Annotated in this window: 21 protein-coding genes and 1 pseudogene; 8 read left to right on the top strand and 14 right to left on the bottom strand. The window is 63.5% G+C overall.

Annotation, left to right across the window (positions count from 1 at the left end; genetic code table 11):
* Window positions 1-2 precede the first annotated feature (2 nt).
* From OKW20_RS18335 to OKW20_RS18325, 3 genes are all read right to left on the bottom strand, one after another.
* Entirely contained in the window at window positions 3-1022 is a 1020-nt protein-coding gene (locus OKW20_RS18335; protein ID WP_043615837.1) for an ArsR/SmtB family transcription factor, read from the bottom strand.
* A gap of 649 nt (window positions 1023-1671) precedes the next feature.
* Window positions 1672-3321 (bottom strand): energy-dependent translational throttle protein EttA, encoded by a 1650-nt coding sequence (gene ettA / locus OKW20_RS18330; protein WP_043615834.1) that lies wholly within the window; start codon window positions 3319-3321, stop codon window positions 1672-1674.
* Between the two features lie 207 nt (window positions 3322-3528).
* Window positions 3529-4311 (bottom strand): ribonuclease T2, encoded by a 783-nt coding sequence (locus OKW20_RS18325; protein ID WP_429174021.1) that lies wholly within the window; start codon window positions 4309-4311, stop codon window positions 3529-3531.
* A 184-nt stretch (window positions 4312-4495) separates the two neighbouring features.
* Between OKW20_RS18325 and OKW20_RS18320 the strand changes: the two genes are divergently transcribed.
* The 3 genes from OKW20_RS18320 to OKW20_RS18310 all read left to right on the top strand — a co-directional run bounded on the left by OKW20_RS18320 (window position 4496) and on the right by OKW20_RS18310 (window position 8108).
* The gene (locus OKW20_RS18320) at window positions 4496-5431 is read left to right on the top strand and encodes an alpha/beta fold hydrolase (protein WP_429174019.1); all 936 of its coding nucleotides are present in this window, start codon (window positions 4496-4498) and stop codon (window positions 5429-5431) included.
* Window positions 5432-5451: 20 nt separating this feature from the next.
* The gene (locus tag OKW20_RS18315; RefSeq protein ID WP_371742517.1) at window positions 5452-6396 is read left to right on the top strand and encodes a DMT family transporter; all 945 of its coding nucleotides are present in this window, start codon (window positions 5452-5454) and stop codon (window positions 6394-6396) included.
* Window positions 6397-6461: 65 nt separating this feature from the next.
* The gene (locus tag OKW20_RS18310) at window positions 6462-8108 is read left to right on the top strand and encodes a thiamine pyrophosphate-binding protein (RefSeq protein ID WP_429174017.1); all 1647 of its coding nucleotides are present in this window, start codon (window positions 6462-6464) and stop codon (window positions 8106-8108) included.
* 131 nt (window positions 8109-8239) lie between these two features.
* Here OKW20_RS18310 and OKW20_RS18305 read toward each other — a convergent pair whose 3' ends face one another.
* The 3 genes from OKW20_RS18305 to OKW20_RS18295 all read right to left on the bottom strand — a co-directional run bounded on the left by OKW20_RS18305 (window position 8240) and on the right by OKW20_RS18295 (window position 9930).
* A complete protein-coding gene (locus OKW20_RS18305; protein ID WP_043615823.1) occupies window positions 8240-8590 on the bottom strand; it encodes a cupin domain-containing protein in 351 nt (116 codons plus the stop codon).
* A gap of 63 nt (window positions 8591-8653) precedes the next feature.
* The gene (locus OKW20_RS18300) at window positions 8654-8992 is read right to left on the bottom strand and encodes a TIGR01244 family sulfur transferase (RefSeq protein ID WP_429174015.1); all 339 of its coding nucleotides are present in this window, start codon (window positions 8990-8992) and stop codon (window positions 8654-8656) included.
* 92 nt (window positions 8993-9084) lie between these two features.
* On the bottom strand, window positions 9085-9930 hold the full coding sequence (locus OKW20_RS18295) for a DUF4432 family protein (protein ID WP_429174014.1): 846 nt from the start codon (window positions 9928-9930) through the stop codon (window positions 9085-9087).
* 164 nt (window positions 9931-10094) lie between these two features.
* On the opposite strand from OKW20_RS18295, the gene OKW20_RS18290 reads away from it, so the two are divergent.
* The 5 genes and pseudogenes from OKW20_RS18290 to OKW20_RS18270 form a co-directional block, all read left to right on the top strand.
* A complete protein-coding gene (locus tag OKW20_RS18290; protein WP_429174012.1) occupies window positions 10095-11552 on the top strand; it encodes a L,D-transpeptidase family protein in 1458 nt (485 codons plus the stop codon).
* Window positions 11553-11935: 383 nt separating this feature from the next.
* Complete coding sequence (locus tag OKW20_RS18285) at window positions 11936-13225, top strand: NAD(P)/FAD-dependent oxidoreductase (RefSeq protein ID WP_429174010.1); 1290 nt, start codon at window positions 11936-11938, stop codon at window positions 13223-13225.
* 395 nt (window positions 13226-13620) lie between these two features.
* Window positions 13621-13785, top strand: coding sequence for a hypothetical protein (locus OKW20_RS18280; protein ID WP_429174008.1), 165 nt, complete (start codon window positions 13621-13623; stop codon window positions 13783-13785).
* Window positions 13786-13935: 150 nt separating this feature from the next.
* Window positions 13936-14466: a dihydrofolate reductase family protein gene (locus OKW20_RS18275; RefSeq protein WP_429174007.1), complete on the top strand. Its 531-nt coding sequence runs from the start codon at window positions 13936-13938 to the stop codon at window positions 14464-14466.
* 27 nt (window positions 14467-14493) lie between these two features.
* Window positions 14494-14736, top strand: a pseudogene (locus OKW20_RS18270) (N-acetyltransferase family protein); the annotation flags it as partial.
* Between the two features lie 123 nt (window positions 14737-14859).
* Here the strand turns inward: OKW20_RS18270 and OKW20_RS18265 are convergent.
* The 8 genes from OKW20_RS18265 to OKW20_RS18230 all read right to left on the bottom strand — a co-directional run bounded on the left by OKW20_RS18265 (window position 14860) and on the right by OKW20_RS18230 (window position 25231).
* The gene (locus tag OKW20_RS18265) at window positions 14860-16380 is read right to left on the bottom strand and encodes a globin-coupled sensor protein (RefSeq protein WP_052201755.1); all 1521 of its coding nucleotides are present in this window, start codon (window positions 16378-16380) and stop codon (window positions 14860-14862) included.
* 269 nt (window positions 16381-16649) lie between these two features.
* Entirely contained in the window at window positions 16650-17369 is a 720-nt protein-coding gene (locus tag OKW20_RS18260) for a ParA family protein (protein ID WP_043615969.1), read from the bottom strand.
* A 187-nt stretch (window positions 17370-17556) separates the two neighbouring features.
* A complete protein-coding gene (locus OKW20_RS18255; protein WP_429174005.1) occupies window positions 17557-18303 on the bottom strand; it encodes an AAA family ATPase in 747 nt (248 codons plus the stop codon).
* A 238-nt stretch (window positions 18304-18541) separates the two neighbouring features.
* Window positions 18542-19687 (bottom strand): iron-containing alcohol dehydrogenase, encoded by a 1146-nt coding sequence (locus tag OKW20_RS18250; protein ID WP_429174003.1) that lies wholly within the window; start codon window positions 19685-19687, stop codon window positions 18542-18544.
* On the bottom strand, window positions 19684-21069 hold the full coding sequence (locus OKW20_RS18245; protein WP_429174002.1) for an aldehyde dehydrogenase family protein: 1386 nt from the start codon (window positions 21067-21069) through the stop codon (window positions 19684-19686). Before OKW20_RS18245 ends, OKW20_RS18250 begins: the two co-directional genes overlap by 4 nt.
* 213 nt (window positions 21070-21282) lie before the next feature.
* Window positions 21283-22647, bottom strand: coding sequence for a glutamine synthetase family protein (locus tag OKW20_RS18240; RefSeq protein WP_429174000.1), 1365 nt, complete (start codon window positions 22645-22647; stop codon window positions 21283-21285).
* A gap of 149 nt (window positions 22648-22796) precedes the next feature.
* The gene (locus tag OKW20_RS18235) at window positions 22797-24344 is read right to left on the bottom strand and encodes an amino acid permease (RefSeq protein WP_429113194.1); all 1548 of its coding nucleotides are present in this window, start codon (window positions 24342-24344) and stop codon (window positions 22797-22799) included.
* Window positions 24345-24457: 113 nt separating this feature from the next.
* A complete protein-coding gene (locus OKW20_RS18230; protein ID WP_429173998.1) occupies window positions 24458-25231 on the bottom strand; it encodes an N-formylglutamate amidohydrolase in 774 nt (257 codons plus the stop codon).
* Window positions 25232-25374: the final 143 nt, after the last annotated feature.

Genomic DNA, 25374 nt, shown 5'->3' with positions numbered 1-25374 from the left:
ATTCATACTCCCCCCGCCTGGACACGCGGCCGCGGCGTTTCATTCTCGTTCACGGCCCGCCGATCACGCGCGAGCCAGATCGTCACCGTCAGTTTTCCATCGTTCGCCCCCTCAGGCGAAAGATCCGTGGTCTTTTCGAGCACAAGGCCGGCCTTCGCCAGCCAATCGGCCATCGCCTGGTGCGAGAAGCCGAGGCGCGCATGGGCGTGCTCGTCACGCAGATGTTCAAGCCCATGTGGCGCGAAGTCGATGATGACCAGCCGTCCGCCCGGCATCAGCATACGCGCGGCTTCCGCGATCGCCGCTTCCGGCTCCTCAAGGAAATGCAGCACCTGGTGAATGGTGACGAGATCGAAGGTCTGGCCGTCGAGCGGCAGGTTGAAGATGTCGCCATGGCGGATCGACGCCTTGGTGATGCCGGCGCGGTCGAGATTGGAGCGCGCCACCGCCAGCATGTCGCGGCTGGCGTCGACGCCGATGCCGCGGCGATAGAGGCCCTCGAAGAGCTGCAGGATGCGACCCGTGCCGGTGCCGAGGTCGAGCAGGCTTTCAACCGGCTCGTCGCCCACCATCTCGCGCAGCTTCGCCTCGACGTCGCGCTCGCTGACATGCAGGCGGCGAAGCTCGTCCCAACCGGCGGCGTTTCGGCTGAAATAGGCCTGCGCCTTTTCCGACCGCGCCTTCTTCAAGGTGGTGAGCCGGGCCGCGTCACGCGCAAGCACCGCGTCGTCGGCCGAAGCAGAAGCCAGCATCGCCCGCACGAGCCCGACCCGGGCACCGTCCTGACGGAGGCGGAAATAAGCCCAGGCGCCCTCCTGGTAGCGGTCGATCAGCTCGACCTCCGCCAAGAGCTTCAGATGCCTGGAAATGCGTGGCTGCGATTGGCCGAGAATTTCGGTAAGATCGGTGACGGTCAGATCGCCGGCGGCGAGAAGCGCGACGAGACGCATGCGGGTCGGCTCACCCGCCGCCTTCAGCACGTCTACCAACGCATCCAGACCCAGTTCTCTCTGCAGAGCCATAGCGATCCCCATCAACACATAAAGATATGTTTATGTGATTTGCGGTGGTGACGCAAGCAGATTTGCGCGGAGAGGCCAAACAATGGCGCTGGCGGAACAGATGCTTGTACATGGACGCCATGCGCCACAAACGATGTCTCGAGCGGCACGTCAGGATACCTTGCACGGGCCCCTCTAATCGGCCTGCTTCACGACCCGAAGGAGGGCAACCCCACGCAACCGTGACAAGCCTGCCGCCCTTCCCGGTGGAAAGCCCCGCTATCCGGCCTCTGCCTGCCTGCGGCACGCCACGCCCTGTTTGGTTACCCGCCTCTGCCTGCCTCCGGCACGCCACGCCCTGTTTGGTTCCCCGCCTCGCCGCACCGCCACAAAAGCCCGCAAACGCCCTGCTCGCGTCCGGCATAAGGACGGCAACTGGAGAGCGGTTCGCCACGCCTCCGGAGCGTCCTGCAGGTGCGGCCAAGGCGCGGCCGCGGTGACAACGAACCTTGTACGCAAACAGTCCTTGGCCGGCCTCGCCTCGCGATCGGTGGCAAAGGAAAAACGGGCGAAACCTGCGCCTCGCCCGTTCCTTGAACAGTTGGTGCAGCGCCCGCTTTAACGGACGCCGCATGCCCCAGCGCCGCAACATGGCGGCGCCGATCGCGTGTTAGCGCGTCAGGCGCTTGTAGGTAACGCGCTTCGGGTTGACCGAATCCGGGCCGAGGCGGCGGATCTTGTCCTTCTCGTAGTCTTCGAAGTTGCCTTCGAACCATTCGACCTGGCTGTCGCCTTCAAAGGCGAGGATGTGCGTTGCCAGGCGGTCGAGGAACATGCGGTCGTGGCTGATGATAACGGCGCAGCCGGCGAAGTTTTCGAGCGCGATTTCGAGCGCTGCCAGCGTCTCGGTGTCGAGGTCGTTGGTCGGTTCGTCGAGCAGCAGGACGTTGCCGCCGGCCTTCAGCATCTTGGCGAGGTGAACGCGGTTGCGCTGACCACCCGAGAGGTTGCCGACCTTCTGCTGCTGGTCGCCGCCCTTGAAGTTGAAGGTCGAGCAATAGGCGCGCGAGTTCATCTCGTGCTTGCCGAGCTTGATGACTTCGGCACCGCCGGAGATTTCTTCCCAGACGGTCTTGTTGCCGTCGAGCGCGTCGCGGCTCTGGTCGACGTAACCAAGGTGCACAGTGTCGCCGATGCGGATCGAGCCGCTGTCGGGCTGTTCCTGGCCGGTGATCATGCGGAAGAGCGTCGTCTTACCGGCGCCGTTCGGGCCGATGATGCCGACGATGCCGCCCGGCGGCAGCTTCAGCGACAGGCCGTCGATCAGCAGGCGATCGCCATAACCCTTGGTGACGCCTTCCATCTCGATGACCACCTGGCCGAGACGTTCGCCGACCGGGATGATGATCTGGGCGTCGCCGGGACGCTGGTTTTCCGCCGCGTTGACCAGTTCGTCGTAGGAGCGGATACGCGCCTTGGACTTGGCCTGGCGAGCCTTGGGGCTGGATGCGATCCACTCCTGTTCGCGGGCGATCGCCTTCTGGCGCGAAGCCTCTTCGCGGCCTTCCTGCTGCATGCGCTTGGCCTTGGCGACGAGGTAGGCCGAGTAGTTGCCTTCGTAAGGGATGCTGCGGCCGCGGTCGAGTTCGAGGATCCAGCCGGTGACGTTGTCGAGGAAGTAGCGATCGTGGGTGATCATCAGCACGGCGCCCGGATACTCGCGCAGGTGCTTTTCGAGCCAGGCGATCGTCTCGGCATCGAGGTGGTTGGTCGGTTCGTCGAGGAGCAGCAGGTCCGGCTGCGACAGAAGCAGCTTGCAGAGCGCGACGCGGCGCTTTTCACCGCCCGACAGGTTGGTGACTTCCGCGTCGCCCGGCGGGCAGCGCAGCGCTTCCATGGCCATTTCGACCTGGCTTTCCAGATCCCACAGGTTCTGGCTGTCGATGATATCCTGGAGCTTGGCGCCCTCTTCCGCCGTCTCGTCGGAATAGTTCATCATCAGTTCGTTGTAGCGGTCGACGATCGCCTTCTTCTTGGCAACGCCTTCCATGGCGTTTTCAAGCACCGTCTTCGTCGGATCGAGCTGCGGCTCCTGCGGCAGGTAGCCGACCGTGGCGCCTTCGGCCACCCAGGCCTCGCCGGTGAATTCCTTGTCGAGGCCGGCCATGATCCTGAGCACGGTCGACTTACCGGCGCCGTTCGGGCCGAGGATACCGATCTTGGCGTCCGGGTAGAACGACAGATGAACGTTCTCGAGAACCTTCTTCGCGCCGTAGGACTTATTAAGCCCGGCCATATGATAGATGAACTGACGTGCCATGAGGGAATGCTCCGCAGGGATAAGGAAATTTGCCCGCTATGTAGGCGAATTAGTGGAAGGGGGCAATGATCAAAGGCATCCGCCCCCGCCTATCCCAAAACGAACATCCCAATCGGCAAGCCCGGCATGCCGCACCGGGAGGCGCCACAGGCCGGCTCTGTGAAGGCCGCACCTTAAGCGCTGACATGCCCAACCGGGCGAAACGCCCTACCCGCGACCGGCGGTATCGGCGATACCCTTGGCGCACTTGAATTCGGTCGGCCCCGCCGCCTGGATCAGCGGCCCGAGGCTCGCCGCCTTCATGACGTCGCCGGTGAGCCCGATCGTCAGCCCGGTGATGATGCTGCGGCCCTGAACCGTCTGGCAGCGCATGCGCACCCGGTCGCCGGCGCCGGCGCCAAAGCTCTGGTCGAAGGCCTGCTTGATCGTCGCCTCATCGAGTTCCGCGCCGACGCGCTGGCGGAAAAGTGCGCCGACCGCCGAGCGGTTGAGCTCTTCCAGCATGCGCAGTTGCACGGAGAAATAATCGTCGACCGAGCCGCTCTGGCAGGTGCCGCTTCGCAGCCATTGGTGCCGGTCGAGACCGGACTGCACGCCCGGCATGGCGATGAGCAGCCGCGCCGCTGTGTCGTCGGCCATGGCAAGCTTCGGCAACTCCAGCCAACTGCCCTTGCGGTCGGTCGCCCGCACCTCGGCCGCGACCCCGCAATAGCTCTTGCGCAGCGGCCACAGGCCGTGCAGCGAGAGGTTGGTGGCATCGAAGCGTTCCGCCGTCTGGCTCTCGCACTCCTTGCGTTGCGGCCGCGTCTCGCAGAAACCGGGCTGCCAGCTGACCGCCAATACATATTGGGTTCGGCTCGCAGTCCCGTCGCCAGCCCCTTGATCCGCGCCTTCCTCACCGGCAGCAAAGGCGGCGGGTGCAAGCAGCAGCACCAACGCGGCCACGATGCCCGCCACAGAACCCGACATCGCTTTAAAGAAACTCATCATGGCATCCTCCGCGAAAACAAAACAGGAACGAATATCGCTCAAAACGGGAAAATTGCAACTCCTAATGCGCTTGCCGTCAAATCGCTTGTGACCTCATGCGCAACGATCAACAAGGGGCGATTGCCTTTGCCGTGCAAATCGATTTGAAATCGCTGAGGTCTGTCGATTGTTTCCGGGAGTAGAGATGTTCGGGCAGGTGAAGACGCATCAGAGCCCGACCGGTGCCAGCTTGAGCTGGCGCCACGTGCCGGCGACCGCCCATGCCCGCGGCATTCTTCTCTTGAGCCATGGCCTAAGTGAACATTCCGGTCGTTATGCTCGCTTTGCCGAAGCGATGGCAGCACACGGCTTCCACGTCTATGCCCACGACCATCGCGGCCACGGCGCAACGCGCGCGCCCGACGCGCCGCTCGGCATGTTCTCCAACCGCGACGGCCTCGACAAGGTGTTTGCCGATATCCGCGCCATTCGCGCGATCGCGACCGCCGCCCATCCGGGTCTGCCGGTCATCCTCTTTGGCCATTCCATGGGCGGGTTGATTGCGCTCAACGCCGCCGAGACCGATCCCGGCCTATACGATGCGCTCGCCGTCTGGAACTCCAACTTCCGCCCGGGCCTTGCCGGCCGCGGCGGGCAGGCGATCCTGAAGGTCGAAAAGGCGCTCAAGGGATCTGACGTGCCGAGCCCGCTCCTGACCAAGCTCACCTTCGGCATGTGGGGCGGCGCGATCAAGGATCGCAAGACCGATCTCGACTGGCTGTCGCGCGACGATGCCGAGGTCGCGAAATATGCCGCCGACCCGCTGTGCGGCTTCGATGCCACCGTCTCGCTCTGGCTCGACCTCTTCCGGCTGTCCTTCGATGGCCCCCGGCCCGAGCGGCTGGCGCGGCTGAAGAAAGACCTCCCCATCCATCTCGTCGGCGGCAGCGCCGATCCGTCGACCGAGATGGGCAACGCCATCCGCTGGCTCGGCACGAAAATGAAAGCGGCGGGCCTCCGCGACGTTACCGTCACCGTCTATGACGGCATGCGCCACGAAACGCTGAACGAAATTGGCCGGGAAGAGGCGACGGCAGACTTTGCCGCCTGGTGCCTGCGCGCCGTCGCAGGGCGGCGCTGACCGGAATTATCATGGCCGACATGTCGCTTCCCAGGATCGCCGCCGACCACAACCGCATCTCCTTCGGGCTGACGCTGATGGTGATCTCGGTGCTGCTGTCGCCGCTGATCGACATCTTCGCAAAGCTCGCGATCGCCACCGTCCCGTCAGCCGAAATCACCGCCGTGCGCTTTCTGCTGCAGGTCGTCTTCATCCTGCCGATCGTGCTTGTCCGTGGCAGCCTGTTCGATCTCACCTGGAAGAAGACCGGTCTGCACGCGTTGCGCGGCGGGCTCCTGGTGGTGACCATGCTTTCCTTCATCACCACGCTGAAGGTCATGGAGGTCGCCGATGCGATCGCGATCTTCTTCGTCGAGCCGATCATCCTGACGATCCTCGGCAGCATATTCCTGAAGGAGACCATCGGCTGGCGGCGCTACACCGCCTGCGGCGTCGGCTTCTTCGGCGCGCTGCTCGTCATTCAGCCGAGCATGCAGGAAGTCGGCTGGATTGCGCTTTTGCCTGTCGTTGCCGCCTTCGGCCTTGCCGTGTTCCTGCTCGTCACCCGCATGGTGGCGCAGAACGAGGACCCCTGGTCGATGCAGTTTCACGCCGGTGTCTGGGGCGCGCTCTTCTGTCTCGTGCTGCTCTATTTCGGCGAAGGCACCGGCTCCGGCATCTTCGATCCGGTCTGGCCGGAAGGTTACACCTGGTACTACCTGCTCGGCGTCGGCGTCACCGCCACCATATCAGGCGTACTCGGCGTCTATGCCTATCGCGCTGCGCCTGCCTCGGTGCTGGCGCCGCTGCAATATCTCGAAATCGTCTCTGCCACGATCTTCGGCTGGCTCGTCTTCGGAGACCTGCCCGACGCGCTGAAGTGGCTCGGCATTGCCATCATCATCGGCTCCGGCCTCTACATCATCTGGCGCGAGCGCCGCGTGCACAAGGACACGAGCGTCGCTCCGGTGTCGCCAGCCATCTGACAACACAGCCATCTGAAAACAAAAGCCAATCTGAAAACAAAAGAAAGACCATCGGGAGGAATATCATGAAAACTGGAGGTCAGCTCATCGTCGACGCGCTCGTCGCCAACGGGGTGAAGCGCATCGCCTGCGTGCCGGGGGAAAGCTATCTCGCCGTGCTCGACGCGCTCTACGACACCGACATCGACGTGCTCGTCTGCCGCCAGGAAGGCGGGGCCGCGATGATGGCGGACGCCTGGGGGCGGCTGACCGGCGAGCCCGGCATCTGCATGGTGACCCGTGGCCCAGGTGCCACCAACGCGTCGGCCGGCCTCCATGTCGCCAAGCAGGATTCGATCCCGATGATCCTCTTCATCGGCCAGGTGCAGAGCGAGGCGCGCGAGCGCGAAGCCTTCCAGGAAATCGAATACCGCCGCGCCTTTACCGAGGTCGCCAAATGGGTGGGCGAGATCGACGATCCCGCCCGCATTCCGGAATTCGTCACCCGCGCCTTCGCCGTTGCCACCTCCGGCCGCCCCGGCCCTGTCGTGCTGACGCTGCCGGAGGACATGTTGACGCGGAGCGCAGAGGCGCCTGCTGCCAAGCCTTACCAGCCGGTCGAAGGTCATCCGGGCCCGGCACAGGTCAAGCGGCTCGGCGAAATGCTGAGCGCGGCCAAGCGGCCGATCGCCATTCTCGGCGGCACCCGCTGGACGCCCGAGAGTGTCGCGAGTTTCCAGAAGTTTGCCGAACGCTGGAAACTGCCGGTCGGCTGCTCCTTCCGCCGCCAGATGCTGTTTGATCACCTGCACCCGATGTACGCCGGCGACGTCGGCATCGGCATCAACCCGGCACTGGCAAAGGAGGTCAAGGAAGCGGATCTCGTCCTGCTTGTCGGCGGCCGTTTCTCGGAAATGCCCTCGTCCGGTTATACGCTGATGGACAGCCCCTACCCGCGCCAGACGCTGGTGCATGTGCATCCCGACAGTTCCGAACTCGGCCGCGTCTACCGGCCGGAACTGGCGATCGCCGCCAGCCCGCGCGACTTCGTCGCCGCGCTTGAAGGCCTTGCACCGGCAAGCGAACCGACCTGGTCGGAGCGCACCGAGATCATGCACGCCGCCTATCTCAAGTGGTCGACCCCGCCGCAGACCGGCCCGGGCGCCGTGCAGATGGGTCCGATCATGAACTGGATCGAGGCGAATGTGCCTGAGGATACGATCTTCACCAACGGCGCCGGCAACTACGCCACCTGGGTTCACCGTTTCCACCGCTTCCGCCGTTATGCCACGCAGGCGGCCCCCGCCTCCGGCTCGATGGGTTACGGCCTGCCGGCGGCGGTCGCCGCCAAGCAGCTGCATCCGGATCGCGAAGTCATCTGCTTTGCCGGCGACGGCTGCTTCCTGATGCACGGCCAGGAATTCGCGACCGCCGTGCGCTACCGCCTGCCGATCATCACCGTCGTCGTCAACAACGGCATCTACGGCACGATCCGCATGCACCAGGAGCGTGATTATCCCGGCCGCGTCAGCGCCACGGATCTCACCAACCCCGACTTTGCAGCCCTTGCCCGTGCCTATGGCGGCCATGGCGAGACGGTCGAGAAGACGGAAGAGTTCGCCGACGCGTTCCTGAGGGCCCGCGCCAGCGGCAAGCCGGCGATCATCGAGATCAAGCTCGATCCCGAAGCGATCACCCCGACGCGCACGCTGACGGATATCCGCAACGGCTGAGCGGAAGGCTGCCTTTATGAAATGGTCGATCACGGCGCAGACGCGCCGTGGCTGGCTTCCTGTGCTCGTCACCGGAATCCAGCAGCGCCACGTCTGCGAATCCCACCAAAGGCTGAGAACCGTACTTCCGCCTACTCCAGCCACTCGGTCGAAAACGCACCGGCCTCGTGCAGGTCGGTCGTCTCCAGCCGTCCCGGCCCGAGGTTCTCGAACTTGTGCGGCACATTGGCCGGCGCCACGACGATCTGGCCGGCCTCGGCATCGATGATGCGGTCGCCGACGGTGAAGCGGGCGCGGCCGACGCGCACGATGAAGGTTTCGGGATAGGGATGGCGGTGCAGCTTCGGCCCGTAGCCGATCTCATCCGTTGAAACGAAGATCACCGAGAGGCCGGCGCCATAGGCGCCGCCCTCGAATTCGCCCTTCCAGGCGTCGGGCTCGTCTGCCCATTGCGCGCGCGTAACGAGATGCGCTTCGGCCATGCCGATCCTCCACTGTCAGATGGAACGATGTGGCCGAGCGCGAGAGTCTGGATTTTGCGTGGCTCAGCCGCGGATATGCTGGGTCTGCTGGTAGACGGCCGTCGAGCGTGCGCCGGAACGGCAATAGCCGAGCATCGGCCGCTGGAACTCGTCGAGCGCGTCGACCATGCTTTTCACGGCATCGGCGGTCACGCCCATCGAGCCGACCGGAATGTGCTTGGTTTCGATGCCCAGTTCTTCGGCGCGCGCGGCAATGGAATCAAAGGTCGGCTGGTCCGGCGCCTCGAAGTCCGGGCGGTGGCAGACGATGGACTTGAAGCCAAGCGCCTTGACCTGGTCGAGATCCTCGACCGTGATCTGGCCGGTGACCGAGTATTCGTCGTTGATCTGGCGGATGTCCATGGTCGTCTTCCTTGAGGCAATTTTCTCGGCCTCTGATGTAGGCGCAGCCTCCGCTCCCGTCAATCAAAAGCCGCAGGCGTCGAGACGTGCGATCAGACAACCGAGAAGGCGACGGCATAGCTCCGCGCCTCCCCCGGCGAAAGAGGAACCAGCTCGCCGGCCTCAGCCAGTTCCGGCCGCTTGGCGATCCGGTGCGACACCGGTTCGATGCTGATCACATCCGCCGTGCCGCGCTGGCAGCGCCACATCTGCAGGAACGGCAGCGTCTCGGCCCGGAACCGCACCTTCAGGTTTCGCCCGGCGAGACCGTCAAGGCCTGCAAGCGTGACCTCCGACCAGCCATCGGAACCGATGGCCGCCGGCAGGCAGAAATGCGCGCTCTCGCCCGTGCCGAAGCGCCAGGCGCTCTTACCGCCCGCAAGCGACGCGCTGACGATACGGGTCTCGTCCCCGAGCAGCCGTCCGCCGATATTGAGGTGGTACATCATCATTGGCGGAAAGGCGATGACGCCTGAATTGACGACGCGATCCTCGAGCACCACTTCATGCCGCGCGGCATCGATCCGCCAGCGTCGCTCGACGCGAGCCTGCCCGCTACCCGCAAGCGTCACATCGATCGTCGCCGTACACTCGGCCCCGTCGCCCGCCATCTCCGTATGGCTGACCGCAGTCCCGGCCAGTGAGCCGTGCAGTGGATAGCGTACGCCCTCCGCGCCACCTTCGATCGCCTCGGGATGGCGGATATGGTCCGGCCCGCAGGTAAAGAGAAAGCCGGCGAGCGCCCGGTCGATCCTCGGGTCGCCATCGGACGGGATCGCAGCACCCGGCGACAGGTCGACGCCGTCGACGACGAAGGCGGCGATGTCGAGCGCCGAAAGCCGGTCGAACAGCACATGATTCTCTCCGGCCTCCCTTGGTTCCTCAAGCGTCCTCAGCATGCTGCTGCTCCTCAAAAAGGTCGAGAATCACTGCAATCACAAAGAGATGATACCCGAGGATAGACACAATTCATCGGTTGAAGCCCGATGCCGGTCCGCCTAGATAGAATTTAACCGCTTGTTCATGATGAATTCATTTTTTTCACATTAACGTCGAAATCCAAATGTACCGCGCCAGATCTACACCAATGAAAACAGGTTTACCCGTGACGTCAGCGACCCGCACAGGCCTTTCGCTTCTCGCCGCAGTCGGCTTTTTTGCCGTGGATCTGACGGCCGCCTTCGCACAGGACTATCGCGGCTACAATCGCTATGGCGACGACGTCATGCTGGTCACGCCCGATGGCGAGATCCTCGACTATGTGCCCCGGTCCGACGAAGTGCAGACGATGCGCGACAGCCGCGGCCGCACGCTTCTGATCGACAACTGGGGCAATGTGGTCGCAACCGTGGTGCCCAATAATCGTGGACGTCAACGCGACTACGGCGGCAACCGCCAGGGTGACTATGGCGGCTACCGCCGCCAGGGTGACGTGGATATCTATTCCAACCGGCGCTACCGGGAAACCGAGCGCGGCTACGGTTACTCCGAACCCGGCGAGGTCACCACCGGCTCGATCCCCGACTATCGCGACGTCGTGCCGCCATCGACCGACGGCAACGAGCTGCCGAACAGCCTGCCCGGCCTGATCGACGGCACGCAGGAAGCATCGATTGATCCAAATGACAGCAGACCGGCGGGCCCGTCGATGCCGCCGGCGATCTCGGTCAAGTCGAAGTCGCGCGCCGAGATCACGGCGCTGCAGGTCTTCCTCGATCGTGAAGGTTTTTCACCCGGCGTGATCGACGGCAAGATGGGCTCGAACGTCACCAAGGCGATCGAGGCCTGGCAGCAATCGACCGGCGAAACGCTCGACCCCAACAACACCGACGACATTCTCGAGCGGCTGCGCATGAGCGGCGGCATGCCGATCACCAGCTACACGATCACGGCCGCCGATGCCGCTGGCCCCTATGTCGCGTCGATCCCCGAGGATTACGCCCACAAGGCGCAGCTTCCGCACATGTCCTTCACCTCGACGACCGAAATGCTCGGCGAGAAATTCCACATGGACGAAGCCTATCTGCGCGAGCTGAACCCGGGCGTCGACTTCACCATTCCCGGCACGATCATCAAGGTGATCAACCCCGGCGCCAACAAGACCGGCAAGGTCGCCCGCATTCTTGCCGACAAGGGCCGCAAGCAGGTGCTGGCCTATGACGACGCCGGCAAGCTGATCGCCGCCTATCCGGCGACCATCGGCTCCTCCGACACGCCGTCTCCGTCAGGCACGGTCAATGTCGAGCGCATCGCGCTCAATCCGGGTTACACCTACAATCCGAAGATCAACTTCAAGCAGGGCAACAACGACAAGGTCCTGACCCTGCAGCCCGGCCCGAACGGCCCCGTCGGCACGGTCTGGATCGCGCTCTCGAAGCCCACCTACGGCATTCACGGCACGCCGGAACCATCGAAGATCGGCAAGACCCAGAGTCACGGTTGCGTGCGCCTCACCAACTGGGACGCGACGGAACTGGCCAAGATGGTGAGCACCGGCGTCACGGTCGAGTTCGTCGACTGACGAACCGGCCGCCGCCCTCAGGCGGAGCGTTGTTTTTTTGGCATTTTTTGCACGTTTCCCCCAATTGGGTGAGTGACTTCGCGTCTGCAGCATAGATGATGGGGTTGCCTGGTTGACCATCCACGACAAGGCACTCTTGTTAAATGTCTTTGTGCCGACCCGTCGGCTAAATCGTTTCAGACCTATCCATTTACGAAGACCGCAGCTGCCGACGACCCAGCTGCGGTTCTTTTTCAAGCGCCCGCTGCAACGCCCCGCTCCCGCCCTCCCCGTCCATCATGACTTCATGAAACATTGTCATGAGAATTTTTCCGGCAATCGGCTATCACCGGATATCTCTATGACAATGGCCGACCTGCGGCCGCACTTGAAGGATGGCCTGAATGGCGACGGAGCGCACCCTGCCCAACCTCTGGCATGCGACGGCACCGGCCGCCCCTGAGACCAGGCCTCTCGGCCAGGACCTGACGACCGATGTGGCGATCATCGGCGGCGGCTTCACCGGCCTTTCCGCAGCACTGCACCTGGCCGAAAAAGGCGTGAAGGCAACGGTCATCGAAGCCAAGATGATCGGCTTCGGCGGCTCCGGCCGCAACGTCGGCCTCGTCAATGCCGGCATGTGGGTGAAGCCCGACAACCTGATCTCTACGCTCGGCCCCGAGGCCGGCAACCGGCTGCTGACCGAGCTCGGCGACGGGCCGTCGATGGTCTATGCGCTCGTCGAAAAACACGGAATCGTCTGCGAAGCCGTGCGCAACGGCACGCTGCACATGGCCGTCGGCAGCGAAGGCGTCACCGAGATCAAGGACCGCGAAGCGCAATGGCAGAAACGCGGCGCCCCGGTCGAGGCGCTCTCGGCCGAACGCGCGCACGCGCTCACCGGCGCTGAAGGCTTTTCCGGCGCCCTGCTTGACCGCCGCGCCGGCACCATCCAGCCGCTCGCCTATGCCCGCGGACTTGCCAGTGCGGCGCTTGCCGCCGGCGCCGAGATCTATACCGACACGCCATTGACGGGTGCGGAGCGTCAGGGCGACAGCTGGGTGCTGAAGGCCGGCAACAATGTGGTGCGCGCCGGGCAGGTGATCCTCGCCACCAATGCCTATGGCGGCCTCTTCGCCGAGAGCCCCTGGCAGGCGCATACGCAGGAACTGACGATCCTGCCCTATTTCCAGTTCGCCACCAATCCGCTGCCGGACGCCATCGCCAAGCGCATCCTGCCGGAGCGCCAGGGCACCTGGGACACCGGCCTTGTCATGACCTCCTTCCGCATGGACCAGCAGAACCGGCTGATCTTCGGTTCGATCGGCCGCCTCGACGCGATGGCCGAAGGCACGCACCGCGCCTTTGCCGCCCGCTCCGTGCGCAAGCTCTTCCCGTTCCTTGGCGATTTCCGCTTCGAGTACTGGTGGGACGGCCGCATCGGCATGACCACCAACAACCTGCCGGCCATGCACACGCTCGCCGAGAACGTCGTTTCCGTCAGCGGCTACAACGGCCGCGGCATCGCGCCGGGCACCGTCTTCGGCCGCGCACTCGCCAGCCACGTCACCGGCGAAACCTCGGCGATCCCGCTCGCCGAAACGCCCGTGACCCCGGATACCTGGCGCGGCGTGAAGTCCGCCTTCTACCACGCAGGCGCCCAGGCCAAGCACTTCATCGACAGGCGGTTTTAAGGCGGGCACGGAACAGCCGTTCCGGCCCATGCTGACATATCTTGAACATTGAAACCCTGAGGTGTAGCGTCCGTCTCGGGTGCCCATCCGAACCCGCTGCCGGGTTGAAGGGACGCGGAACTTTTGTCGACGACCATGTTCATCAACGTCGAAGCGTAATCGGCAGACTTCGACCACGAACATCGGATCGTCTCATGCTGAACCCGCAGCTCAGGTTCTCGCCGTCCAACATCGCCACCCTGAAGAAGTCTCTTCGCGATCGTTACCCTCAGATCTGATCATCGCACCTGGACGAGGCAATCGCCGCTTCGTTCGGCTTCAAATCCTACGCGGCATTGCGCCCGGCACTGCTCCAGGTCGGAAACCACGCCCGGCTGATCGTCATTAGCGATCATATGCTGCTTCTGCTTCGGCTAGAGGAACTGGGATATCAGTACATCGAGGCGGAAACGCTGCGCCGCCACATGTGGGACATCAAGTTCCCCGATCGCTGGTACGATCAGCACCTTGAAAAGGCCGTGACGAAGCGAAGGCTGCCGACAGCGGCCAATTCGCAGTAGCGCCAGCGACCGCTGGTGGCGCACGGCAGTGCGCTTCGATTTCGAAGCACAAAAACCGCTTGCGATGTGAGATCAGTCGGCTTAGCCTCAACGTATCGCACATCGCAAGCAGACCCCTTTGAACGCGCCATTCAAGACAAGGAACTGGCCATGGCTAAGCTCGTGTTCGGAATGAACCAGTCGCTGGACGGCTACGTCGACCACATGGAGTTTGCGCCAAGCCTCACGCTCTTCCGCCACTTCATCAAGGAAGCCGAACAGCAGACGGGCAGCCTGTACGGACGGCGTATCTACGAGATCATGCGGTACTGGGATGACGAGCATCCCGAATGGGATGCGGACCGGCAGGCTTTCGCAGCCGCGTGGCGAAAGCAGCCGAAGTGGGTCGCCTCCCGCTCCTCGCCATCCGTCGGCCCCAATGCCCGGCTCATCCACGGTGACCTTGGCGACGCGGTGCGCAAGCTTAAGGCCGAACACGACGGCGAGATCGAAGTGGCAGGCCCGGTCCTGGCGCACAGCCTTACCGAGCTTGGCCTGATCGACGAATACCGGATCTACCTGCACCCCGTCGTTCTTGGTCGCGGCAATCCCTATTTCGCCGGCCCGCGCCCGCGGCTTCGCCTGATCTCCCATGACCGGATCGGCGAGGATGTCGTGAGGCTCACCTACGTTCCCGCATAGTCTGGCGGCGCACTCGTAGCGAATTGATACATGACAGACGCAAAGGCAAGTGGCCGAGGCGTGGCCCGCCAGATGCTTGAGCACTCTCTCGCCCACGCTCGCGCAAGAGGCTTCCGGGCCATGCAGTTCAACGTCGTCGTCAGCAGCAACGAACGCGCCGTGCGGCTGTGGCAGTCGCTCGGATTTGAGATCGTTGGCCGGGTTCCGGAGGCATTCCTTCACCCTTCGCTCGGCTACGTCGACGCCTTCGTGATATTTCGCAAGCTCTAGGCGAAGACACGCGGTCAATCCGCAAAGTTTGCAATGCCTTTCGGCAGGCCCACCAGTCCCGCAACGAAAAACGCCCCGGATCATCCCTGATCCGAGGCGCCGTTTCTTGAACGGAAGGCGCTCTCACGCCGCCGCGCGATAACCCGAAGCGACGCTGACCTGCACCTGCCCTGACGTGCGGAAGGCGCGCAGGCGGGTGGCGATATGCTCGGCCTCGCCCGTCAGCGCCTGGCTGGCGGCGTTCGCCTGTTCGACCATCGCGGCATTCTGCTGGGTGATCTGGTCCATCTGGGTGATGGCGGTGTTGACCTCCTGCAGGCCGGTTGCCTGTTCGGCGGTGCTGGCGCGGATGGCGCCGAAGACGGAGCTGACTTCGACGACCTGGGCGACGATCTGTTGCAGCGACTGCGCCACCTGGTTGACGGAGTTGACGCCGTCATCCACCTGGCCGCGCGACTTGGCGATCAGGCCCTGGATGTCCTTGGCGGCCTCGGCGCAGCGCTGCGCCAGCGCACGCACTTCCGAGGCGACGACGGCAAAGCCCCTGCCCGCCTCGCCGGCGCGTGCGGCCTCGATGCCGGCATTGAGCGCCAGAAGATTGGTCTGGAAGGCGATCTCGTCGATGACGTCGACGATCCGGGCGATGCTGGCGGAAGACGTCTGGATCTCCTGCATCACCTCGATCGCGTGGCTGACGATCTCGCCGCTCTGTTCGGCATTGGCGCGTGCGGCAATCACCGTCGAGTTCGCCTGGTTGGCGCCTTCGGCGGTCTGCTTGACGGTGCGTGTCACCTGCTCGACGGCAGCCGCCGTCTCTTCGAGGTTGGCCGCCTGCCGTTCCGTGCGCCGGGCCAGATCGTCGGCCGCAGCCGCGATTTCCTTGGCGCTCGTATGGATCTGGCTGGCGCCGGCCTCGATGCCGCCGATGGCGCGCGCTAGCTCGCCGATCGCGTGGTTGAAGTTTTCGCCAAGCTCCTGATAGGCAACCGGCAGGTCCGCGCCGATGCGCGCCGTCAGGTCGCCATCGGCGATCTTCTTGAGTGCCGCACCGAAGGTCTTGCTGATCAGCGCGCGTTCAGCGGCCAGCACTTCTTCCTGCACCGCCCGTTGCTTGGTGACGTCGGAGGCGTCCATGTAGACCGAGATCGACAGATCCATGTCGAGGAAGACGCCCTTGATCAGGCTCGACAGCATCGCGCCCATGTCCTCGGCAGAGGTCCCCTTGCGCGAGAACAGGCCGGCCTTCGGCCAATGCGCCTTGACGATTTCGGTGATCAGATGCTCGGCGACCAGCGCATAGCCGCCGATGTACCAGCGCGGCTCGAGCCCGATGCGAGCGTGCACCAGGCCGATGGTGCGAACCTTGGCGCTGTAGTCCTCGTTGAAATTGGCATCGACGATGTTGGCCCAGTGGCCGACCTGCGCGCCCTTGGCGCGGTCGATGTGAGCGTCGGAGGAGAAGAAGCGCTTGGTCTCGGGCGTCGTCTTGACCTTGACGTAGAACTTGTCGAGCGCGGGCTTCAGTTCCTTTTCCAGGATCGGCTTCAGCGCCTTCAGGCTCGTCTTGGCGGCGTCATCGAGCGCCATGAAATTCAGACGACCGGCAACGTCTTGCGTGCCGGCAGCGGCGTGTTCCGTTTTCATGCGCGAACTTCCCTGCATGCTCATTTCTGGATCATGGAGACAGGATCAAGGGCGCTGAAGCGTCTGAGATCATGGCCGCAATCATGGCGGCCGGTCGCCCTGTTGCGTCGATCGCAGGGGCAAGCTGTATCCAAGGTCACTGATAGAAGCGCAGGGTAAAGGAAGCCTTACGCAAAACAGCTATTTCGCGAGGCCTGAAATACAACTCAACCGGAACTGACGAATATCAATTCCGGTTGATACGCAATAAACGGTGGGACGCCAGGGGATCAGGCGGCGTTGCGCGAGGCCCAGGACGGCATGCGCGCAGCCCAGGAGCGGCGCGTCTTGACCGGCATCAGCGCCTGCACTTCCTTGGCAAGGGCTGCGGCGTTTTCGCGCGCCTTGTCGAGATTGCTGACGCGGTTCGCATCCATGGTCTGCAGCGTGCCGCCACAGTCGAAGATCTCGCGATAGGCGGCCCGCTCGACGATCGGCGTGTCGAGCACCGAGACGCCGCGCTCGGAAAGCATCGCCTTGATTGTCTGCAGCGCACGCGTGGTGACCAGCGAATTGACGCGGGTAAGCACGACCGAATGGTTGATCCTGAGGCCCGAGCGGTCCTGGATCTGGCGGATCAGCTCAAGGATCTGCGCCGCACCCTTGGCATCCATGGCACAGCCCTGCACCGGGATCAGCACCTGGTCGGAGATGGCAAGCGCAAGCGCTACGATCTGGTCCTTGGCGCCCGCGAGATCGATGACGATGTAATCCGCCTCGTCCTTCGCCTCGCGGATATGACATTCGAGCGAGCCGGGCGTGATGTGCGAAATGACGGTGAGATTGGCGATATGGCCGGAAGCCTCCGACCAGCTGGTGATCCAGCGCTGCGGATCCGCATCGAGGACGACCACCCGGTGCCCCTGCCGCGCCAGTTCCGTCGACAGGATCAGCGCCGCGGTCGTCTTGCCCGCGCCACCCTTTGCATTGGCGAAAGTGATGACCGCCATGATATTCCCCATTCTCTGCATGTTTCGCGCGAACCACGGAGCGCAGGGCTGGTGGTTCGCTTCTTAACGAAACCTTACAGAAGATGGTTAACGAAACGGTAACGCCGGCACGTCAAACCTGACAGTCGACCTTAAAGCTGCGTTGCGGCGGCACTGCTATGATGATGAAAACGCTGGAGTTCTGCCGTCAGACCGGAAAAACCGCCGGTTCGCCTACGTGCTGTGATCGATAGCACATCGACGAGAACGGCCCGTGCCGTACTTCCTCGCCTGCCGGGCTGAGCAGCGTCAGCACGTCACTGGCAAACGCCTGGGCGTTGGCCTGCGCCTTGGCAAGATTGCTGACCTTCGCGGGATCGAGCGAGGAGAGCGTATCACCCTGTTCGAAGAGTTCGCGGAAGGCGGTGCGCTCGACGAGCGGGGTATCGACGAGCCGGATGCGGTTCTCCGAAAGCAGCAGCTTGACCCGGCGCATCGCCCGCGTCGTAACGATCGGGTTGACGCGGGTCAGGAACACGGCATGGTTGATGTTGGCGCGCGCGTTGTTTTCGATGTAGCGGATCAGGTCCAGCACCTGGATGGCGCCGCGCGCATCCATGACGCAACCCTGTACCGGGATCAGCGTCAGGTCCGAAAGGCCGATCGCCAGCGCCACCAGCACGTCGGCCGCCCCGGAGAGATCGATGATCACGTGCTCGACCTGCCCGCGCAACCGCCGAAGATGATCGCTGAGCGTCGTGGTCGCGACACCGGAGAGAACGAAGAGATTGCCATCGTTGCGGCCGTGGCGGAACCAGTCGGTCATGCAGGCGAGCGGATCGCAATCAAGAACCGCAACGCGATCGCCGCGCCGTGCCAATTCGCAGGCAAGCAGCAAGGCTGCCGTTGTCTTGCCGGCTCCCCCCTTCGCATTCGCGAGGGAAACAATCGCCATCGGTCGACCCTAACTCAACGCAGGCCCGGATTTTCGCGGGGCCAATACATACGCACACCCTAATGCAAGCGTTCCAGACCGCGGTAAACAAAGCGTAAAGAAAAGGCTCCACGGGCCCGAAACGTGACAGTTCGATGACGATTAGGTGACAGATCGACCGCAATGGCAAGTGGTATTTTGGGTTAACTAAACCGGGCGGCCGACGCCTTCGCCAGGCGGCAAAGGCGTCGGAAATCGTTCAGATGCACTCGCGGAAGAGCGTCTTCGCCGCGTCGAGCGTGAGCTCGACCGGGTTGCCGCCAGCCGTCGGATCGACGATCGCCATTTCCGACATCTCGTCGATCCGGTCGGTGCCGACGCCGAGGGCCGACAGCTTGTCCGGAACGCCGAGTTCCTCGCGCAGCTTCAGCACGTAGTCGTAGAAGCCGTCGAAGCCGCCGGAAATGCCGAGATAGGCGGCAGCGCGCACTATTCTGTCCTCGATCGCCGGGCGATTGAAGCGCAGCACCGGCGGCATCACGACCGCATTGGTCATGCCGTGGTGGGTGTTGTAGATCGCTCCAACAGGATGCGACAGCGAGTGAATGGCGCCAAGGCCCTTCTGGAAGGCGACGGCGCCCATGGCCGCCGCACTCATCATGTTGGCGCGGGCCTCGATGTCGGTACCGTCCTTGTAGGCGCGCGGCAGATACTCCTTCACCAGCCGCATGCCTTCGAGCGCGATGCCGGCCGACATCGGGTGGTAGAAGGGCGAGGAATAGGCTTCCAGGCAATGGGCAAAGGCGTCCATGCCGGTGCCGGCGGTGATCACCTTGGGCATACCAACCGTCAGTTCCGGATCGCAGATCGTGACTGCCGGCAAGAACTTCGGATGGAAGATCACCTTCTTCACGTGGCTTGCCGAATTGGTGATGACGCTGGCGCGGCCGACTTCCGAGCCGGTGCCGGCGGTCGTCGGCACCGCGATAATCGGCGCAATGCCTTCGACGCTCGCGCGCGTCCACCAGTCGCCGATGTCCTCGAAGTCCCAGACCGGGCGGCTCTGCCCGGCCATGAAGGCGACGCACTTGCCGAGATCGAGGCCCGAGCCGCCGCCGAAGGCGACGACGCCATCATGGCCGCCGTCCTTGAAGGCCTTCACGCCGGCTGCAAGGTTGACGTCGTTCGGGTTCGGATCGACATCCGCAAAGATCGCCCGGCCGAGGCCGGCAGACTCGAGAATGTCGAGTGCGTTCTGCGTGATCGCCATCGGCGCGAGGCCCCGGTCGGTGATCAGCAGCGGCTTCTTCATGCCCACCGCCTTGCAATGGTCGGCAAGCTCCTTGATCCGGCCGGCCCCGAACTTGATGGACGTCGGATAGCTCCAGTTGGCGGTGATGGTCATGCGGTGACTTTCTTCAGATGGTAGGATTTCGGACGGGTAAGGTTCTGGAAGCCGATGACCGAGAGCGAGCCGCCACGGCCGGTTTCCTTGACGCCGGTCCAGCAGAGCGCCGGGTCGAGATAGTCGGCGCGGTTCATGAAGACCGTGCCGGTCTCGATGTCCGCACCGATGCGCGCGGCGCGCTCGGCATCTTTGGTCCAGAGCGATGCGGTCAGGCCATACTGGCTGTCGTTCATCAGCTCGATCGCCTGGCTGTCGCTCTTCACTTTCATGATGCCGACCGCCGGACCAAAAGTCTCTTCGCGCATGAAGGCCATGGAATGGTCGACATTCACAAGGATCTGCGGCGCGAGATAGGCGCCGCCGTCATCAGCAGGGAACAGCTTCGGATCGACCAGCGCCTTGGCACCCTTGGAGATCGCGTCGGCGATCTGCTCGCGCACGGTCGCGGCGAAACGCTTGTTGGCCATCGGCCCGAGCGTCGTTTCCGGATCGAGCGGGTTGCCGAGCTTGTAGTTGGAAACCCAGGCGACCGACTTCTCGACGAAGGCGTCATAAAGCTTTTCGTGCACATAGATGCGCTCGATGCCGCAGCAGCACTGGCCGGAATTGTAGGTGGCGCCGTCCATCAGCGTGTCGACGGCCGCGTCGAGATCCGCATCTTCCATGACGTAGCCCGGATCCTTGCCGCCGAGCTCGAGGCCAAGGCCGGTAAACGTGCCGGCCGCTGCCCGCTCGATCGAGCGCCCGCCTTCGACCGAACCGGTGAAGTTGACGAAGTCGAAGCTCTTGCCCGCGATCAGCGCTGCCGTCGTCTCGTGGTCGAGGAAGATGTTCTGGAAGACGTCGGCCGGAACACCCGCTTCGACGAAGGCGCGCACCATGCGCTCGCCGACGAGGATCGTCTGGCTCGCATGCTTGATGATCACCGTGTTGCCGGCCATCAGCGCCGGTGCGACCGTATTGATCGCGGTCATGTAGGGGTAGTTCCAGGGCGCGACGACGAAGACGACGCCGTGCGGCTCGCGGGCGATGCGGCGCTCGAAGCGGTCGCTCTCTTCGATCACCAACGGCTTCAGCGCATCGGCTGCGATCGTCGCGACATAGTTCGAGCGCTCGTTGAAGCCCTTGAACTCGCCGCCATAGCGCACCGGCCGGCCCATCTGCCAGGCAAGCTCCGGCACCACCTCCTCGACCATCTCGTTGAGGCGGGCGACACCGGCCAGCACCAGATTGACGCGCTCGTCGAGCGGACGGCGCGCCCAGGCCTTCTGCGCCTGGCGGGCGCGGGACACCACCTGCTTTGCCATGTCCAGCGGCATCGCCGGGCGTTCCGCGTAGACTTCGCCGTTCACCGGCGAAATGCACTTGATCATGCTCATGATCGTCTTCCTGTTTGTTCCATTCGAATTGCTGAGGCAGCCCCTCATCCGGCCTGCCGGCCACCTTCTCCCCGCAAGCGGGGCGAAGGAAATATGCCGCACTGTTTCTCCCAGCCAAGCCCTATTCGCAGGCCAAGTCCCCTCTCCCCGCATGCGGGGAGAGGGTTAGTCCTCGGGTTAAACCCGAGGAGGGAGGCAAGCGCCGTGCCCTGCTTACGCTCTTTCAAAACCGCGCGCGACCTCCCAGTCGGTGACGCGGCGGTCGTATTCTTCCTGCTCCCAGCGCCCCGCCCGCGCATAGTGCTCGATGACCTCGTCGCCAAAGGCGGCGCGCAGCATCTTCGATTCCGTCAGCGCCGCCGTCGCGTCACGCAGCGTGCGCGGGATCTCGCGCACATCCTTGCCGCCATAGGCGTCGCCGACGAAGGGCGCCTCCAATTCCATCTTGTTCTCGATACCGGAAATGCCGGCCGCGATCAAAGCGGCAAAGGCGAGATAGGGATTGAGATCGGAGCCGCCGACGCGGCATTCGATGCGGATCGCCTTGGTCTCCTCGCCGCACAGGCGATACCCGGCCGTGCGGTTGTCCTTGCTCCAGACCGCCTTGGTCGGCGCAAAGGTGCCGGCCATGAAACGCTTGTAAGAGTTGATGTAGGGCGCGAGGAAATAGGTGATCTCGCTTGCATGGGTGAGAAGACCGGCCACATAGTGGCGCATCGTCTCCGACATGCCGTATTTGCCGCTCTCGTCGTAGAATTTCGAGGTCTTGCCGTCGGCGCTCCAGAGCGACTGGTGGATATGCGAGGAGGAGCCGGCGGCCTGGTAGTTCCACTTGGCAAGGAAGGTGATCGCCTTGCCGCGCGACCAGGCGATTTCCTTGCAGCCGTTCTTGATGATCGCATGCCGGTCGGCCATCGTCAGCGCGTCGGCGTAGCGCACGTTGATTTCTTCCTGGCCGGCCGAGGCCTCGCCCTTGGAATTCTCGACCGGGATATCGGCGCCCTGCAGGCCGTTGCGGATCGCCCGCATCACGTCCTCTTCCTTGGTCGTCTGGAAGATGTGGTAGTCCTCATTGTAGCCGCTGACGAGCTGCAGGTCGCGATAGCCGGACTGGCGGGCATCGTCATAGGACTGGTCGAACAGGAAGAACTCGAGCTCACTCGCCATATAGGCCTTGAGGCCCATCTTCTCGAGCCGCGCCACCTGCTTCTTCAGGATCGCGCGCGGCGAATGCGGCACTTCCTCATGGGTATGGTGGTCGAGCATGTCGCAGAGCACCAGCGCCGTGCCTTCGAGCCAGGGAATGCGGCGAAGCGTCGAAAGGTCCGGCTTCATCGTATAGTCGCCATAGCCCTTTTCCCAGCTTGTCGCCTTGTAGCCGGGAACGGTCTCCATCTCCATGTCGGTCGCAAGCAAGTAGTTGCAGCTATGCGTTTCCTTCCAGGCGCCATCGACGAAGAACTGCGCATGGAAGCGCTTGCCCATCAGCCGGCCCTGCATGTCGACCTGGCAGGCGAGCACCGTATCGATGCGGCCGGCGGCGACGTCTTCCTTCAACTCGTCAAACGTATAGCTCATCAACTTCCATCCCATGTTTGGTCACGCGGCCGTTCCCTTGGTGACGATATTTTTGGGCCGCGTGAACGTGATCCGTTCAACCAACCGGAAAGGTTCCGGCAAAAGAAAAGGCGGAAGTCGCGGTCGCGCTCCCGCCTTGTTGTTGTCGCTTAGACCTGGCCGACAGCCTTTTCGGCGGCGGCGATCTCGGCCTGGCGGCGTGCCACTTCGTCGCCGATCGGCGGGCCACGGAAGCGGCGGCTTTCAAGGCCGAACCAGATCAGCGCCGTCAGCACCAGGAAGCCCACGGTGATGTAGAGCGCCCAGTCGTTCGGCGGCTGAACGCCGAGGATGAAGATCAGCACCATGGCGATGATCGACAGCACCGCGAACAGCTTGAACATGCTTTCGCCGAGGTTCCACGGGCCCATCTTGTCCCACTTCGAGGTTCCCCAGGCGAAGAGGCCGAGCGTGATCGGGATCGCGAAGGAGAAGAACAGGAAGATGACGGTGCACGAGACGACGATCGTGTAGACCGGGGTTTCGCCGATCGAGACGAGCGAGGAGCCCCAGACGAAGAGGACTGCGAGGATCGAACCGACCCAGATCGCCGCGACCGGCGTGCGGTAGGTCGGGCTGACCTTGGCGAGCGCCTTGGAGGCCGGCAGGCCGCCGTCACGCGAAAACGCAAAGATCATGCGCGACACCGAGGTCACCGTTGCCAGGCCGCACAGCCACTGGCTGACGAGGATGGCGAGGTAGAGGATGTCCTTGATGATCGGGTGGACCTGCGCTTCCATCGCCCAGAAGAAGACGTTCCAGCCCTGCTTGGCGGCGTCGTCCATGTTCGGGATCATGAGTACGAACGAGCACAGCATGATGTAGCCGAAGAGCGCCGACCAGAGCACCGACGAGACCATGCCGCGCGGCACCGAATGGGCGGCCTTGACGGTTTCTTCGGACGTATGCGCCGAGGCATCGTAGCCGGTGATCGTGTAGATCGGCAGCAGCAGGCCGAGCAGGAACACCCAGGTGCCCGAGGTTTCCGGCCAGACATTGCCGCCCGCTTCACCGGAATAGTTGGAGAAGGTGAAGAGACGGGCGATATCGTAGCTGTCGGCTGCGGCCAGGCAGACGACCGCAAGCAGGATCGCGGTTGCAAAGATCAGGTAGCCCGAGAAGTCCGTGAGCTTGGCTGTCAGCCCGATGCCCATGTGGTTCACCAGTGCCTGCCCGCCGGTGATGATGGCAAGGAAGACGATGCGCGTCAGCGTCGTATCCGCAAGCCCGAAGTACGGCGTGCCGAAGGTGCCCATGAAGAAGTAGTAGGTGCCGACGTTGATCGCGCCGAGAACGGTGACGAGGCCGAGCAGGTTGAACCAGGCGGTCAGCCAGCCGGTAAACCGGTTTCCGAGGATCGAGCCCCAGTGATAGAGGCCGCCAGCCGTCGGGTAGGCCGAGCTGATCTGTGCCATGGCAACGGCAAAAACGAAGGAAATGAAGCAGCCGAGCGGCCAGCCGATGCCGATCGCGGCGCCCCCCGCGCCTGCGGTCGCCTGGGCGAGCGAGTTGATGCCGCCCGAAAGAATGCAGATGATCGAGAACGACACCGCGAAGTTCGAGAACTGGCTCATGCGCCGCTCGAGCTCCTGGGCGTAGCCCATCGAGTGCAAGACACTCATGTCCTGCTTTTGGTCTGAATCACTGTAGTCTTGCATTTTTCTTCCCCTGATTTCTTCAGACCACACCGCCCCATTGCGGCAGGGTCCCATCAACCACCTGCCCCGGCTGGCCGGAACAGGACCGCGGCAACGCCGCTCCCCAGGGTCTTTTATTGTGCCGAAAGTGCCGCCGAGCCCTTGCGCAGCAGCCCTTCCAGGTAATCGGCCATGACCCTTTGGCCGATGTCATTGCGAATGAGATCGTTGCGGATCTCGATCATCACATTCGGCAATCCGTTCAGGACGCCGTATTCGATCAGGCTATGGGTAACGCCATCGGCCGGGCCATAGGGCTCGTTGCGACGGATATCGTAGGCGACCTGCCCTTTCGTGGCGGTCGCAAGCATGTGGTCGGCGAGCCGGCTGTCGGCATCGTGCAGAACGCCCACTTCGACGGCGCGCGGCTTGCCGAAATAAACGGGCGTGAAACTGTGCATGGTCACAAGAACAGGCGGGCGTCCCGCGGCCTTGCGATCGGAAACGAACCGCGCGACCGCATCGTGGAACGGCCGATAGATCTCGTCGACCCGCGCCTGGCGTTCGTCGGCCGACATCGTCCGATTTCCCGGTATCTCGTAGACCTCGCTGACGGCAGGCATCGCCGCGTCCGCTTCCGGCGGGCGGTTGCAGTCATAGGCAAGGCGGGAGAAGCGTTGATAGATCAAAGACGCGTCGAGCTTTGCCGCAAGCAGCTTGGCGACCGCAAGCGCGCCAGGGTCCCAGGCGATATGGCTTTCGAGCGCCTGCTCGCTGAGGCCGAGTGTGCCCAGCCGTTCGGGAACCAGGCGCGAGGCATGCTCACAGACGAGCACAATATCGCCTTTGCCTGCGGCGTTTTCGATCGCAACCGGATCGCCATCTGCTTCGGTCAAAAGTCGCGTCAACACCGGCATCCCCTCTTGCCCCGTTAGACGTTCGTTAATGAAAAGAATTCTTCAGAGGATGACGCATGTCAATCAAAATCTGAAACGATCTCTTCAAAATTGCGATTGACTCCAATTGTGACAGCGATGTTTAATCTGTCACA

The organism is Ensifer sp. LBL (genome assembly GCF_050435225.1).
Classification (GTDB): Bacteria; Pseudomonadota; Alphaproteobacteria; order Rhizobiales; family Rhizobiaceae; genus Ensifer.
The sequence above is the reverse complement of the archived record's forward strand: the minus strand, read 5'-3'. Positions and strand labels throughout refer to the sequence as shown.